The 13,893-nt window shown below is 69.4% G+C and carries 15 protein-coding genes; 8 read left to right on the plus strand and 7 right to left on the minus strand.

All coding sequences use genetic code 11. The annotated features are described in order from the left end of the window. Positions 1-81: 81 nt before the first annotated feature. Both KBX71_RS01965 and KBX71_RS01970 read left to right on the plus strand, forming a co-directional pair. The gene (locus KBX71_RS01965) at positions 82-579 is read left to right on the plus strand and encodes a YcxB family protein (protein WP_210816197.1); all 498 of its coding nucleotides are present in this window, start codon (positions 82-84) and stop codon (positions 577-579) included. A gap of 133 nt (positions 580-712) precedes the next feature. After that, entirely contained in the window at positions 713-1,087 is a 375-nt protein-coding gene (locus KBX71_RS01970; protein WP_210816198.1) for a cupin domain-containing protein, read from the plus strand. Positions 1,088-1,307: 220 nt separating this feature from the next. On the opposite strand, the gene KBX71_RS01975 is transcribed toward KBX71_RS01970, so the two are convergent. Beyond that, positions 1,308-1,964: a pyridoxamine 5'-phosphate oxidase family protein gene (locus KBX71_RS01975; RefSeq protein WP_210816199.1), complete on the minus strand. Its 657-nt coding sequence runs from the start codon at positions 1,962-1,964 to the stop codon at positions 1,308-1,310. 154 nt (positions 1,965-2,118) lie between these two features. Here KBX71_RS01975 and KBX71_RS01980 point away from each other — a divergent pair, with 154 nt between their 5' ends. After that, positions 2,119-2,646 (plus strand): CGNR zinc finger domain-containing protein, encoded by a 528-nt coding sequence (locus tag KBX71_RS01980; RefSeq protein ID WP_210816200.1) that lies wholly within the window; start codon positions 2,119-2,121, stop codon positions 2,644-2,646. A gap of 61 nt (positions 2,647-2,707) precedes the next feature. Continuing rightward, on the plus strand, positions 2,708-3,205 hold the full coding sequence (locus tag KBX71_RS01985) for an N-acetyltransferase (protein ID WP_210816201.1): 498 nt from the start codon (positions 2,708-2,710) through the stop codon (positions 3,203-3,205). A 60-nt stretch (positions 3,206-3,265) separates the two neighbouring features. Here KBX71_RS01985 and KBX71_RS01990 read toward each other — a convergent pair whose 3' ends face one another. Next, positions 3,266-4,720 (minus strand): alkaline phosphatase PhoX, encoded by a 1,455-nt coding sequence (locus tag KBX71_RS01990; protein ID WP_210816202.1) that lies wholly within the window; start codon positions 4,718-4,720, stop codon positions 3,266-3,268. Between the two features lie 180 nt (positions 4,721-4,900). On the opposite strand from KBX71_RS01990, the gene KBX71_RS01995 reads away from it, so the two are divergent. The 3 genes from KBX71_RS01995 to KBX71_RS02005 are packed head-to-tail and all read left to right on the plus strand — an operon-like array spanning position 4,901 to position 7,293. Then, entirely contained in the window at positions 4,901-5,698 is a 798-nt protein-coding gene (locus tag KBX71_RS01995) for an ABC transporter ATP-binding protein (RefSeq protein ID WP_210816203.1), read from the plus strand. Further along, positions 5,695-6,456: an ABC transporter permease gene (locus KBX71_RS02000; protein WP_196927657.1), complete on the plus strand. Its 762-nt coding sequence runs from the start codon at positions 5,695-5,697 to the stop codon at positions 6,454-6,456. The genes KBX71_RS01995 and KBX71_RS02000 overlap by 4 nt, the downstream gene beginning before the upstream one ends. A gap of 45 nt (positions 6,457-6,501) precedes the next feature. After that, entirely contained in the window at positions 6,502-7,293 is a 792-nt protein-coding gene (locus tag KBX71_RS02005; RefSeq protein ID WP_210816204.1) for a MerR family transcriptional regulator, read from the plus strand. Between the two features lie 36 nt (positions 7,294-7,329). Here the strand turns inward: KBX71_RS02005 and KBX71_RS02010 are convergent, their stop codons facing one another. The 4 genes from KBX71_RS02010 to KBX71_RS02025 form a co-directional block, all read right to left on the minus strand. Continuing rightward, a complete protein-coding gene (locus tag KBX71_RS02010) occupies positions 7,330-7,926 on the minus strand; it encodes a VanZ family protein (protein ID WP_210816205.1) in 597 nt (198 codons plus the stop codon). A gap of 79 nt (positions 7,927-8,005) precedes the next feature. Continuing rightward, complete coding sequence (locus KBX71_RS02015) at positions 8,006-8,959, minus strand: hypothetical protein (protein WP_210816206.1); 954 nt, start codon at positions 8,957-8,959, stop codon at positions 8,006-8,008. Between the two features lie 8 nt (positions 8,960-8,967). Beyond that, on the minus strand, positions 8,968-9,315 hold the full coding sequence (locus KBX71_RS02020) for a PadR family transcriptional regulator (protein WP_210816207.1): 348 nt from the start codon (positions 9,313-9,315) through the stop codon (positions 8,968-8,970). A 135-nt stretch (positions 9,316-9,450) separates the two neighbouring features. Beyond that, entirely contained in the window at positions 9,451-10,926 is a 1,476-nt protein-coding gene (locus tag KBX71_RS02025; RefSeq protein ID WP_210816208.1) for an arabinofuranosidase catalytic domain-containing protein, read from the minus strand. 205 nt (positions 10,927-11,131) lie between these two features. Here KBX71_RS02025 and KBX71_RS02030 point away from each other — a divergent pair, with 205 nt between their 5' ends. After that, positions 11,132-12,145 (plus strand): LacI family DNA-binding transcriptional regulator, encoded by a 1,014-nt coding sequence (locus KBX71_RS02030; protein WP_124819525.1) that lies wholly within the window; start codon positions 11,132-11,134, stop codon positions 12,143-12,145. A 10-nt stretch (positions 12,146-12,155) separates the two neighbouring features. On the opposite strand, the gene KBX71_RS02035 is transcribed toward KBX71_RS02030, so the two are convergent. Then, complete coding sequence (locus KBX71_RS02035; protein WP_210816209.1) at positions 12,156-13,868, minus strand: amylo-alpha-1,6-glucosidase; 1,713 nt, start codon at positions 13,866-13,868, stop codon at positions 12,156-12,158. Positions 13,869-13,893: the final 25 nt, after the last annotated feature.

Consider the following 13,893-nt stretch of genomic DNA (forward strand, 5'->3'; position numbering starts at 1 on the left):
GCACCACGATGCGCACGGCCTCGTCGAGCGGGGCGGGGGTAAGGCGCAGCCAGGGGCGGACGGGAGCACTATCGTTCTGGCGTGCACATCCGTTTCGACATCCCCGCCGATCCCGCCTACCCGGGCCGGGTGGCCGCCGCGCTCGGCAGCGTTCGGCTGCGCAGATTTGGCTATATCGGAGCGGTCCTGGCGGTGGTCGGGGTCATCGGTCTCGTCGTCTCGCAGGGGTTCGGGTGGGGCGAGCGGAGTTCACCGCTGTGGACGGCGCTGCTCGTGGCCGGCGTGCTGTCGATGCTGTATCGACCGTGGGTGCTGGCGCGCGCCCGCCGCCGCTCCGGTAGCTACGCCGTCGAGGGCGCCTACGACATCACCGATGACAACATCATGATGCGCAGCGGCTCCGAGTCCGGCGGGATCGCCTGGGCCGGGGTTGCCCAGGTGCGGGACGTCGGAGAGTTCTGGGTCGTGTACGTCGACCGGATGCCGGCGACCGTGATCCCGCGCTGGCTGATGTCCGCCGAGGATGCCGAGACGTTGCACGTGTTCCTGACCGAACGAGGGCTGCTGCGACGTCGGTGAGATCAGCTGCCGCAGGCCGCTGGGGATCGGGCTACCGCATCCGCGCCCCTGATCGTCTGCGGCTCCCTATTCTCGACGGGGGATGCACCAATCCCAGTAGTGGCCGTCGGCCGACGGCTTACAGGAGGCCGTCATGAGCAGCACGGATCGACCCGAGGGGATCAGCCCCACTGCTGTGGAGTCAGCGCCAGGGTTGTGGCGGATCGATCTGCAACGGCACGACCTCAGCATCCCCGGGCGGGAGGTCATTCAGACCCGGGTGGAGTTCACGCCGGACTCGCCGCCGTTCAAGCATTTCCACCCCGGCGAGGAAATCATCTGTGTTCTGCAGGGAACGCTGGAATACCGGCTGGAGGGGCAGCCGCCCATCGTGTGCAATCCCGGCGACGCGCTGACGGTCCCATACGGTGTGCACCACCAGGCGCGCAATGTTGGCGACGGTGTGGCTGTCGAACTGGCCACGTACGTCGTCGAGAAGGGGAAACCACTTCTCACCAAGGTGGAGTGAGATCTCCCCGGCCGCACCGTTTGCGGATCGGCTCGTCGGGCAGAAGGCGCACCATGACGAGTGAACGGGTCAAGTCTGTCGGTGGCTACACCATGCGGATCCTCGGCGTGTTGGCGATCGTCGTGGCTCGACCACGGAGACCACACCCGCAGGCAGCACCGGGCCGGTCCGCATCAGGCCGATCGCCCCAGGGCCGAGATTGGGTGCCCCGCCGTGGTGTTCATGATGTCCTCCCTGCATGTTGGTTCGTCTGCTCGCGGAGGGCCTGGTTCTCGGCGCGTAGGCGGGCGAGTTCGTCGCGTACCGGCGCGAGCGCGTCGGAAAGTTCCGCCTCGCTGAAGCGGGGCGTGATGTGTTGGGGGCAGTTCCAGTCGTAGCCCTGCACGTCGACGGTGATCAGCCGTTCCACCCGGCCCGATGGCCCGGGCACGCTCAGCCTTGCCAGCAGGTCCTCGAATGCGGGGTCCCGCGCGTCGACGACGCGCGCCGTGCCGATGATCTTGAGGCGGCGTTGGTGGGCGTAGTCCATGAGCAGCAGCGAGACCCGGGGTGACGTGGCGAGGTTGCCGACCGACAGGTACTGCCGATTGCCGCGCAGATCGGCCCAGCCGAGGACGCTGTGCCCGTCGACGGGGTCGAGGACGTGCAGAAAGCCGGGCGGCCCGCCGCGGTGCTGCAGGTACGGCCAGCCGTTCTCGGCGACGGTGGCGAGGTAGAAGTTGTCGCGTTCGGTGATGAAAGCAGCCTCATCGTCACTGAGTGTCGCGTCCGTGTCCCACCCGGCGGTCATGCGCTCGATGGCGGGCCGGCTGCCGTAGCGCTGTTGCGCGGCGACCACCGACGCGGTGGTCAGTTCCTGCAGGTAGCGGTGTGGCATGACGAGCACCTTCCACGGGTCGGGCCGGGCGGCGAGGGTCGGGGCTCCGGCAGGCGGACTGGTCCTGTCTAACCACCGTGAAGACTTTGACCGGTAAGAAGATACGTCGCTACGACTAACCTGTCAAATGCCTGACGGTGGTAAGGTTGCTCGCATGACACGTCGGCCGCTGGTGGGCGAACCCCTCGCGCTGGACCTGGTCAACACCCAGTGGGTCGAGCGGGGCCGCACGGTCGACCTGTTCGACGAGCCGGACGGGCTGCGGGGATGGCTCGCCGAGCACCATCTGGAGGGTGACCCCGCAGCGGTGGAGCCCTCGTTGCGGGAGGCGCGGTCGGCCCTGCGCCGAGTCCTCGAACGGCCCGACGAGGACGCCGAACGGGGGATCAACGCGATCCTCGCCCGTGGCGCCTCGCGCTACACGCTTCGCGACGCGGCCGTGCAGGAGCAGCATGAGGTCGACGCCGGCTGGCTCCCCTCCTGGCGGGCGACCATCAACTACCTGGACCTGCTGCGCCAGCAACCCAACCGCATCCGACGCTGCGGCAACCCCGCCTGCGTCCTGCACTTCTACGACACGTCGCGCAACGGCACCCGACGCTGGTGCTCCATGGACGGCTGCGGCGCCCGCGCCAAGGCCGCCCGCCACTATCGACGCCAGCGCGTCGCCCCCACCGCGTAGGGCCCAGACCGCGGGGGTACGGGGGACCGGGCGTCGCCGGGTGGCGCTAGCCTCGGCCCTCGTGACCTGGCTGCCCGATGATTTCGTCCACCCCGTCCACGTCCCGGTGCCGGACACCGCGCTGCATCTGCGGCCGATCCGCGAGGCGGACACCCCGATTGACTACCCCGCCGTGATGGGCTCCCGCGAGCGCCTGTGGCAGATCTTCGGGCCGGCCTGGGCGTGGCCCAGCGAGACGATGACCTACGAAGAGGATCGCGTCGACCTGCTGCGCCACGAGAGGGAGATCGCCGCGCACCAGTCGTTCAACTACGCGTTGCTGGACGAGGGTGAGACGGCGATCCTCGGCTGCGTCTACATCGACCCGCCCGAGCGCACCGGCTCCGACGGCGAGGTCTCCTGGTGGGTGGTGGACGACCTGGTGGGCAGCGAGACGGAGGCTGCGGTCGACGCGCTGGTGCCGCTGTGGATCGCCGCGGACTGGCCGTTCCGCCAGCCTCGTTATCTGGGCCGCGACATCTCCTGGCAGGACTGGCTGGCGTTGCCGCGCGTCTCCTGAGAGCGGCCGAGCTTGGTGGGGGCCAGGCGGGACGCCTGGCCCCCACACGGTCGGGCTCGGTCAGCCCAGGTACTTCTCCCACGGACCGGTGATGGCCAGGGTGAGGCCCGGGTCCTGCATGTTGACGAAGAGCACCTTGCCGTCCGCGCTGAAGGTCGGCCCGCAGAACTCCGAGTCGTTGAGCTGGTTGCGGGCGATCGCGTACGTGGGCCCACCAGGGGTCGTGCTGAGCACGTGCGAGGCGCCCGTGCCGTCCTCGGCGAGCACGAGGCTTCCCCACGGGGTGACCGTCACGTTGTCCGGGCCGTCGAAGGTGAGGTCGGTGTACTTGACCGGCGCGCCCTCCTCGGAGGCGGTCTGGTGCGGGAAGTACGTCACCAGCTGGATGGTCTGGTTGCGGTAGTTGTAGAACCAGACCATTCCGTCGTGCGGCGCCGCGTCCGCCGGCAGGTCACCCTCGTCCCAGGCGTACGAGTTGACCACGTACACGCCCTCGTCGGTGGCCCACACACCCTCGAACTTGCGTCCGCGGGTGACCTGGCCGTCGGCGAACTGTTCGCGCACCGACCTGGTGCGCGCGTCGCGGTCCGGCACCTCGATCCAGCGGACCGGGAAGGGGCGGCCCAACTGGGCGGAGGTCAGGTACGCGACGTCCGGCAGCACCGAACCGTCATCCATGATGATCTGCATCGCGGCGAGGACGCCGGCGTTCGGTGCCAGGCGGGTGAGCACGCCCGGGCCCAGCTTGACGCCGTGCGGCGCCGTCCAGCGGTAGAAGAGACCGTTGGGCGCGTCGGCGTCCTCGGAGAGGTAGATCCGGGTGCGGTCCTTGTCGACGGCCAGAGCCTCGTGGGAGTAGCGGCCCAGGCACTTGATCGGCTTCGGGTCCGCGCTGCCGTCGGCCCACACCTCGAAGACGTAGCCGTGGTCCTTCTGGTAGACGCCGGACCGGTCGCCCTCTTCCCACGTGTCGCCGGCCCGGTCCTCGGTCTCCTCGCAGGTGAGCCAGGTGCCCCAGGGGGTCGGCCCGCCGGCGCAGTTGGAGATGGTGCCGGAGAGCGCCACGAACTCGCCCAGGTTGCGGCCCGCGAGGTCGGTCTTGATCACGGTGCAACCGCCGGCGTCGACGGCGCCCGCGTCGTAGACCGTGCCCTTGACGTGCGGCACGCCGAACTCGGCGCCCGGGTCGATCTCGTGGTTCTGGATCAGGGTGTACCGGCCGTGGCCGGCGTCGTAGACGGCCATGCCGTCGTGGTCCGACGGGGTCGTGCCCTGGCCGCGGTCGAGCCGGGTGACGCCGGTCCGGGTGACCACCTTGTAGCTGAAGCCCTTGGGCAGGGCCAGGACTCCCTTGGGGTCGTCCACGAGCGGCGGGAAGGGCACGCTACCGGGCTTCACCGGCGGGTGCGGCCGAGCCGGGCTGGCCTGGGCCAGGGACGGCAGGCCGCCCGCGACCGCAAGGCCGACGCCGGCGGCGGCGCCGCTGGCGAGGAAGGTACGACGAGAGGAAGGCACGTGGATCAGCTCCTGGTCAGGACGTAGTGCGACGACTGGCAGCCAACCTCTGCGGACGGACAGCGACACGTCACCCGTGGGATCGGGCGGTGACATCGGAGTTAAGAATCGGGGTCGCTCGCCCGTCTCCGGGTCGGCGGACTTGACCCTGACGCTGCGTCAACCCTCCATGCTGCCGCCATGAGCAATTCGCGAGCAACAGCTCAGACCGAGCAACCCGCGATCCACGTGCGCGGCCTGGAGAAGTCGTTCAAGCAGTTGAAGGTGCTGCGCGGCGTCGACATCGACGTGGCGCGGGGCAGCATCTTCGCCCTGCTCGGCTCGAACGGGGCCGGCAAGACCACAGTGGTGAGGATCCTGGCCACGCTCCTGCGGGCCGACGGCGGCACGACCCGAGTCGCCGGCTTCGACGTGGCGACCCGGCCCGCCGACGTACGGCAGTCGATCAGTCTCACCGGGCAGTTCGCGGCGGTCGACGAGATCCTCACCGGGCGGGAGAACCTGACCCTGGTTGCCCGGCTGCGGCACCTCAAGGAGCCCGGTGCGGTCGCCGACGACCTGCTGAGGCGCTTCTCGCTGACCGAGGCGGGCACCCGGAGGGTGCGGACGTACTCCGGCGGTATGCGCCGCCGCCTCGACATCGCGATGAGCCTGATCGGGAACCCGCCGGTCATCTTCCTCGACGAGCCGACGACCGGGCTGGACCCGGAGGCGCGCATCGAGGTGTGGCAGGCCATCAAGGAACTCGCCAACGGCGGCACGACAGTGCTGCTCACCACCCAGTACCTCGACGAGGCGGAGCAGCTCGCCGACCGGATCGCGATCCTGCACGAGGGACGGATCATCGTGAACGGCACCCTGAGCGAGCTCAAGCAGCTCCTGCCACCCGCCGAGGTCGAGTACGTCGAGAAGCAGCCCACCCTCGAGGACGTCTTCCTCACCCTCGTCGGCGCCAAGACCGAGAAGGAACAACGATGAACAAGCATTTCCTCGGCGACACCACAGTCCTCCTGGGGCGCTCGCTGCGCCACATCGCCCGCAGCCCGGACACCATCATCACGACCGCGGTCATGCCGATCGCCTTCATGCTGCTCTTCGTCTACGTCTTCGGCGGCGCGATCGAGACCGGCACCGACTCGTACGTGAACTATCTGCTCCCCGGCATCCTGCTCATCACGATCGCCTCGGGCATCTCGTACACCGCCTTCCGGCTCTTCCTCGACATGCAGGGCGGCATCTTCGAACGGTTCCAGTCCATGCCGATCGCACGATCCGCGGTGCTCTGGGCGCACGTGCTGACCTCGCTCGTCGCCAACCTGATCTCGCTGGTGGTCGTCGTCCTCGTCGCCCTGCTCATGGGCTTCCGCACCGGCACGAGCCTGCTGGGCTGGCTCGCCGTCGCCGGCATCCTGGTGTTGTTCACCCTGGCGCTGACCTGGATCGCCATCATCCCCGGCCTCACCGCGCAGTCCGTGGACGGCGCGAGCGCCTTCTCGTACCCCCTGGTCTTCCTGCCGTTCGTCAGCTCGGCCTTCGTGCCCACCGCGTCGATGCCCGGCCCGGTCCGCGCCTTCGCCGAGCACCAGCCGGTGACCGCCATCGTCAACGCGATCCGAGACCTCTTCGCGCAGAAGCCGGTCGGTGCGGGCATCTGGACCGCCCTGGCCTGGTGCGTTGGCATCCTCGTGGTGGCCTACCTGTTCGCCAACCTGACCTACCGCCGCAAGATCTCCTGACCCGGTGTCGACCCAGGCTGGGCAGGGTGCGGGCAGGATCAGGGCATGCTGACGATCAGTCAACTCGCGTCGTACACCGGCGTGACGGTGCGGGCGGTGCGGCACTACCACCAGATTGGCCTGCTGCCGGAGCCCGAGCGGGACGCCTCGGGCTACCGGCGGTACAGCGCCGCGGCCGTCGTGTCCCTCATCAGGATCCGCACCCTCGCCAACGCGGGCGTGCCGCTGTCCCAGATCGGTGAACTGCTCGAAGCCGACGCAGCAGACTTCGCCGAGGCGGTACGGCGGATCGACAGCCATTTGTGCGACGAGATCGAACGTCTGGAGGCGAGCCGCAAGCAGATCGCGCAGCTCGCTGCGGGGGACAGTCTGACGCTCCCACCGGAGGTGACCTCCTACCTCGATCGGCTTCGGCAGATCGGGGTGTCGGAGCGGGTGGTGGAGGGTGAGCGGGACGGGTGGATCCTGGTTGTGGCGCGCTGGCCCGAACGCATCCACGAGATCATGCGCGCGAAACACGCGCAGCTCGCCGACCCCCAACTCGTCCGGCTCTATCTGCTCGGATCGGAGATCCTCGACGGCGACGCGGACGACGATCCGCGTCTGGAGGAACTCGCGGACATCCTGGCCGACCTTGTCGAGCAGGCGTACACCTCCAGCTCCAGCGAGAGCAACCGCGGCGAGATGGCACCGGACGATGTCCCGTTCGACCTTCTGGACGCGCTTGCCGTCGAGGCCGATCCGCGAGCGCAGCGGTTGCTGGACCTGATGCGCAGGCGGGGTTGGGCCACGTGGACCCGGACCCGCCCTGAGCGGCTGGCGAAGCCACCGACCTGACCGCTGATCAGCTCTGTTGGTAGTTCACAGCGATGCTCAGCGTCCCGCTGCCGGTGCCGGTTGAGGTCGGCGATCCGTGGACGTGTCGGGGGTGGCACGCCACCAGCGGCGGGACGCCAGCGCGGCGAGCCCGGCGCCGGCGGCGTTGAGCAGGACGTCGTCCACCGACGACACCCGGTCCAGCTTCAGGACGTACTGGGCGGTCTCGACCAGGACCGAGCAGCCGGCCGCGAGGGCCAGGATCCGTGGTACCGATGCCAGCGCCGGGAACCGCAGCGGGGCGAGGAACCCCAGGGCCGCGAAGACCAGCAGGTTGCCGACGACCTGGACCGTGGCCGTCAGTGGCCCCCCGTCGGAGAAGATCGTGAGCAGGTCGCGCAGTGGCACCACTGTCACCCGACCGGAGACGACGCCGGCCTGGTCGCCCGGCAACATGATCATCCATACCCACGGTACGGTGCCGTAGACGAGGCCGACGTCGGCCAGCGACGTCCGCCACGCCGACGTGTTGCCGGCGGCACGTCGGCGGCGAGCCAGGAGCCACACCGCCAGCGCTGCCAACGGCAGGACGACAATCGTGATGAGGACGACGCCGTTGAACGTACCGAACCAGCCGTGCCAACCCCTGACCATGGGACCCCCGCTGTTCGCCCAGTCCCGAACCTACCTGGCCCGGCCGCCACTCGTTTGACCAGAGCTGGTGTTCAGGGCGTCACGGGTTCATCGGTTGGGTGCGACCGCTTCTCGGGTTGCGGCGACGGGCGAGGTGACCGATGCCGGTCATGGTGGCAGCGGCCACCGTGATGAGGATCGCCAGTGGTAGCGGCTGACCGTCGAAGTGCCGCATCGCCGTGTTGGAGAGCAGCGGGTCGGGGATGAGCCAGCCGGCGAGAAAGCCGGTGAGTCCGACGCCGATGACGACGGCGGGCCGGTGGCGGCGGACCGCGAAGGCGGCTCCGAAAGCTACGGTGGCGGCGGCGAGGATCCCGATGACCGTCGGCACGGCCTGGGGAACGTAGACGCCGTGGCGTCCCCATTCTCCGGTGCCTTTCCAGGCGAGGATCCCGAGCGGGACGAGGGCCCACCAGAACAGGCGCGGCCGGGGGGTGCTCCACCGCTCGCGGGCGGCGATCGCGAGCAGGGCGAGGGTCAGGACCGGTGCGGCGTACGAGAAGAGTTGTTGGCCGGGGTCGATTCCCATGCCGGCACCGTTGAGCACCTCGATGACGAACCAACCTACGGTGACCGTCAGGAAGATCGCTTGCAGGGTGAGAGCGGTCCGGGTCGCGCCGCACAGCCAGGCGATCAGCGGTGCGAGGGGCAGCAGGCCGAGAGCGACTATCTGCGGCCAGCCGGCGATGATGGCCGGCATGTCGGTGGCGAGGACGGCGCCGGTGAACAGGTCCAGGGTCTGACCGGCGGGCTGGGTGCCGGCGGCGACGAGCAGGGCACTGAGCGCGGTGGTGAGGGCCACGGTGGTGACGGGCGTGGTGAGTCGCAGCCGGATCGCCAGGGCGATGATGTTCAGTGTCTCGTGCCGGCTCGGGTGTCGACGGCCGTCGTCGAGGTCCAGCAGCAGTCCGAGCAGTTCCTCGCCGCGGGCGGTGCGGTGCGTGGCTGGCAGCAGGCGCAGCAGCCGTCGGTATCGTCGCTCCAGAGGGCTCATGTCCGGGCTCATCCGATGGTCCCGAGTCGCGGGGCGTTGCGGGCGGCACGCTTGCTGAGGCGCTCCTCGGCGAGCTGGACCGCGGCGGCCATCCGCCGGCTCTCGGCGCGGATGGCGTCTGCTCCCGCGTCGGTCAGCTTGTAGAAACGGCGCAGCCGGCCCTTCTCCACCTCGTCGTGGTCGGGGGCGATGAGCCCCTGGGTGACGAGGCGGTCGAGGGCCCCGTAGAGGGTGCCCGCGCGTAACCGGATCCGGCCGTCCGTCATCTTGTCGACCTCCGTCACCACGGCGTAGCCGTGCCGGGGTTGGTCGGCGAGGGCAGAGAGGATCAGGAACGTCTGCTCACTGATATCCATGCACTATATATATCGCACCACGATATATATAGCAACGATGTCACTCGTTGGCGCGGCGGGGCCGTCATCGGTGCGAGCGGTAGCTGGCCGTGCCGCCCCCGCGAGCTTCCCGGGGGCGGCACGACCGATGGTGGGTCAGCTGCGGGTGGCCCAGCGCTGGTTGGCGCCGCCGTTGCAGGCCCAGAGGATGAGCTTGGTGCCGTTCGCGGTGGCGGCGGCGTTGGCGTCGAGGCAGAGCCCGGACTGGACGCCGGTCACGGTGCCGTTGGAGTTGAGGTTCCACTGTTGGTTGGTGCCGCCGTGGCAGTCCCAGATGATGGCCTGGGTGCCGTTGGCGGTGCCTTGACCGGAGGCGTCGAGGCACTTGTTGCCCAACACCTGCAGTTGTTTGCCGGCGGTGTAGGTCCAGCGTTGCGCGGTGTTGCCGGTGCAGTCCCAGAGTTGGACCTGCGTGCCGTTGGTGGTGGTGCCGTTCGGCACGTCGACGCAGCGGTTGGACTGGGCTCCGACGACCTGGACGTTCTGCTGCGGGTTGCCGCCGCCGACCGGCGCGTAGGCGGCGGCGTTGATGTTGGCCTGGACGGCGTTCTCGGTGGCCGCCGTCGGGTAGCCGGAGGTCAGGACGCCCTCGAAGAAGGTGCCGCGGCCGGTGATGCTGTTGTCGCCGCCGATGCCGAGCAGGATGGCCCCCTCCTTCTTCATCGGGTGGTAGCCGTTGGGGCGGGGCCCGTCGAAGTAGGTGGTCAGGCTGCCCGACTGTGCGTTTCCGCCGCGGATCGCCCAGTGGTTCGGCTCGCCCTTGACCATGGCCGTGACGAACCGGTGGTTGATGGACGCGATGTTGTTGTAGCCCGCGTTCACCCCGGAGAACAGCCCCCACTCCAGGTCGGCCATGATCCAGGGGCCGGCCCCCGCCCCGTAGCCCCACTGCTTGTTGGCACCGAAGTAGACGGTCTCCATGATGGCGCGTTCGTCGGCGAGGCTGTTGGTCTGCGCGTTGCCGTAGTCGAAGCAGCACCACTGGTTGTAGTGCGTGCCGTCGACGACCGCGTAGATGCCTTCGGGCTGGTCGCCGGTCGCGACACCGTTTGTGTTGTTGTTGCGGTAGCCGGTGCCGGGGGCGATGTAGACGCCGTACGCCTTCTGGCCGCCGACGGTAACCGGCGCGGCCTTCGCGTCGGCGAGGTTGTCGAAGCCGCCCGGAGCCGGGCCGACGAAGTAGCCGGGAGGCGCCTGGGTGAGGCGGTTGTTGCGGCCGGACTGGTCGTAGATGATCGTGATGACGCAGTTGGTGTTGGCGCAGAACGTGTCCTGGGTGGCGGCGTTGGCGTAACCACCCTCGCTCAGCACGCCGACGTCGCGGGTGGTGTTGTCCGACGAGCGGCGGACCTGGTAGAGCGGGCCGTTGTACGCGCCGTACAGGGCGCGGGTGGTGCTGTGCGCGGCGACGCACGGCGTGCCGCCGGAGGCGTAGATGTCACAGGGGCCCGTGCCGGCGGCGCGGGCGACGCCCGGCGCGTCCGAGACCACATAGACGCCGGCGCCGACAACGAGGGCCAGCACGGTCCCCGCGGCGGCCGTCAGGCGACCCAGCCTTCTCTTCAGATTCATCGGATCCTTTTCCAGTACGTGGTGGGGGTGGTTACGGCGGTGGAATTGACGTCACACGTCATACCTGTGACATTAATAGCCGTCCATCGATTAGCGCTAGTTGCCACGCGTTGGTCGTCGATCGATGAGCCTGAGGACGGATATGCTGGTCAGCCGAGCAAGGTGCGTCCCCGTGTCGGGGCAAAAATCGATTCGAGGGCGATTGATGAACATCGGGGAGATCGCTCGCCGGGCGGGGGTGTCCCGCAGCACCGTTTCCTACGTGCTCAGCGGAAAACGCAGCGTGTCGGAGGCGACCCGGCAACGGATCCAGTCGGTCATCGACGAGTTGGACTACCGACCGAACGCCAGCGCCCGTGCTCTCAAGGAAGGGCGCACCCGCACCCTCGGGCTGGTCATCCCGCCGGCGAGCCAGCGGTTGACCGACATGCAGCTGGGCTTCGTCGCCAGCGTCGTCGAGGCGGCCGCCCGCCATGACCTCGATGTGCTGCTGTCGCCCTCCGGCGGCGACCATGACCGGTCGTTCGAGCGGATCGTCACCGGTCGTCGGGTGGACGGCGTGGTCCTGATGGAGATCCGGTTGGCGGACGACCGGGTGACTCGGCTGACCAAGGCCGGGTTGCCGTTCGTCACCATCGGTCGGACGGCCGAGCCGCACGGGATGAGCTGGATCGACATCGACTACGCCGGGCTGATCGCCCGGTGCGTGCAGCACCTGGCCGATCTGGGGCACCGGCACGTGGCACTCGTGAACCGGTCCGCCGAGTTGGTGGCCGCCGGATACGGTCCCAGCCATCGCGCGCTGGCCGGCTTCCGCACGGCGGCACTGGAGCGGGGTCTGACCGGCGTGGAGGTCTCCAGCGCCGACGACACCGCCTCCGGCGAGGCGTGTATGGAGCAGCTACTCGCGACGCACCCGGAGGTCACGGCGGTGGCCACCATCAACGAGGCCGCGCTGCCCGGAATGCAGCGCGCGTTGACCGGCGCCGGGTTGTCCGTGCCCCGCGACTTCTCCGTCACCGGAGTCGCCGCGCAGCACTGGGCGGAGGATTTCCGCCCGCCGTTGACAGCCGCCGACGTGCCGATGGTCGAGATGGGCGCCGAGGCGGTGTCGCTGCTGCTGGAGATCATCGCGGCGCCCGGCGCCGTGCCGCGACACCGCCTGTACAGCCCGCCCATCTCGTTGCGTTCCAGTACCGGTCCGGTCCGGGCCCGCTGATTCGGCCCGGCTACCCGCCGCTGACCCGCCGTTCCTCCTGTGCGGCGGCGAGAATGAGATAGCTGCTGGCGGTCCAGGTGTACGCGCGGTCCCGGAGCCCGGTGCCGGTCTCGGCGTCGAAGTTCTCCGCGAAGCCGGACTTCTCGCACAGCGCGAGGAATCGTCGACTGATGTCGTCGGCGATCCTGGTCTGTCCCGCTCGGCGCAGGCCGTCCTCGACCAGGACCGTGGAGGGTGCCCAGATCGGGCCACGCCAGTAGCCGTCGGCGAGGTAGTGGGCCGAGTCCGTCGGCTCGGTGGCCAGCCCGTGCGTGGTCAGGTGGGTTTCGACGCCGCGCGCCAGCGCGGCGGCCACCGGGGCCGGCAGGTCGGCCCCGAGTGCGATGGGCATCAGGTCGAGCAGGCTGCGGCTCCTGCGCCGGTGCCCGGTGTGGGGGTCCTGGGCGCAGAAGCGTTCGCCGTCCCACAGGTCGCGCAGCATGGCCCCGTGGATCCGGTCGGCCTCCCGGGACCAGCGAGCGGCAGGCTCACCCAGTTCGGTGGCGAGGTCGGCGAGGCAGCGAAGCTGCGATACCAGGAACGCGGCGAGGTCAGCCGTCTCGAGGACCCGATTGGCGTCGAAGGTGGTGGCGTTGTCCCAGCCGCTGTCGTTGCCGTGTTGGTAGTGCGGCAGGTCGTGGCCGGGGGCGCGCCGCGCGTCGAGCCAGAACTCGGTCCAGCGGGCAAGCCGGTCGTACGTCTGCGCCAGCGCCGCCCGGTCCGGCGGCTGGGGAAGGCGTCGGCGCAGGTGACGGAGGGCCCAGCCGTGGATGGGGGGCTTGACGTAGTTGTGCAGGACCTCGGAGTGGGTGACCGAGTCGGGGAGGGCGCCGGCCTCGTCCTGGTGGTCGAAGGGCAACTGGAACTGGTGCCAGGCCAACTCCGGCTCGCCGGCCGCCAGGGCGATCGCGTTGAAGCAGTGGTCCCAGCTCCACACCTTGTCCATCCAGTGCTTGGACATCAGGACGGCCGGCCGGGTGACGAAGCCCGCCGGGGCGACGGTGGCCGACCACAGGACGTACGCGGCCAACTCGGCGGCCGGGGTCTCCGCACCACGCCAGGGCGCTATCGCGTCGACGAACGCGGTGAACTCCGCGATCCGGTCGCGGCACAACTGCTCGAAGGTGACGGATCCGGCGTACGGGGGGCGAGCGGTGGCGTACTCCTCGATCGCGATTTCCCAGGGCTGGTCGCCGGGAAGGTCCAGGGACCGGTCGGCGGTGCTGAGCGCCTGCGTGCCGTCGGTTCGGGACAGAGCGCCGGAGAGCACCGTGACCCGGTAGCGACGACCGGTCTCGTACGAGGTGAACACGTGCGATCCGTCGACCGGGTCGGCGTACAGGTAGGTGCCACTGAACGGGGTGAGGGTGTGCGCGGCGGAGGCCACCCGCAGGCCGAGCCGGTGGCCCCTGATCCGCAGGGCGTCCGGCCCGTCGTAGACGGCCTCGATCCGGTCGGCCCCGTGGCGCCAGGTCAGCAGGGCCGGTGTGGCGACGACTGTGGTGCCGGCGACAGTGGGGGTGAGACGCAGTACGGGATGCAGCCCGTTCTGGTGGGAGACCAGGTGCAGGTCGTCGGCGTACGTCTTCTCGGCTACCACCGGGGAGATGTTGAACCAGGATCCTCGGTAGCTGAACGGGATGTCCTGGATTCCGAACTCCGGACCGGACGGGGCGACGGTCATGGGTGGCGGGTGCCTTTCTGTGGTG

Origin of the sequence: Micromonospora sp. D93 (genome assembly GCF_018070365.1) — a bacterium.
Lineage (GTDB): Bacteria > Actinomycetota > Actinomycetes > Mycobacteriales > Micromonosporaceae > Micromonospora > Micromonospora ureilytica.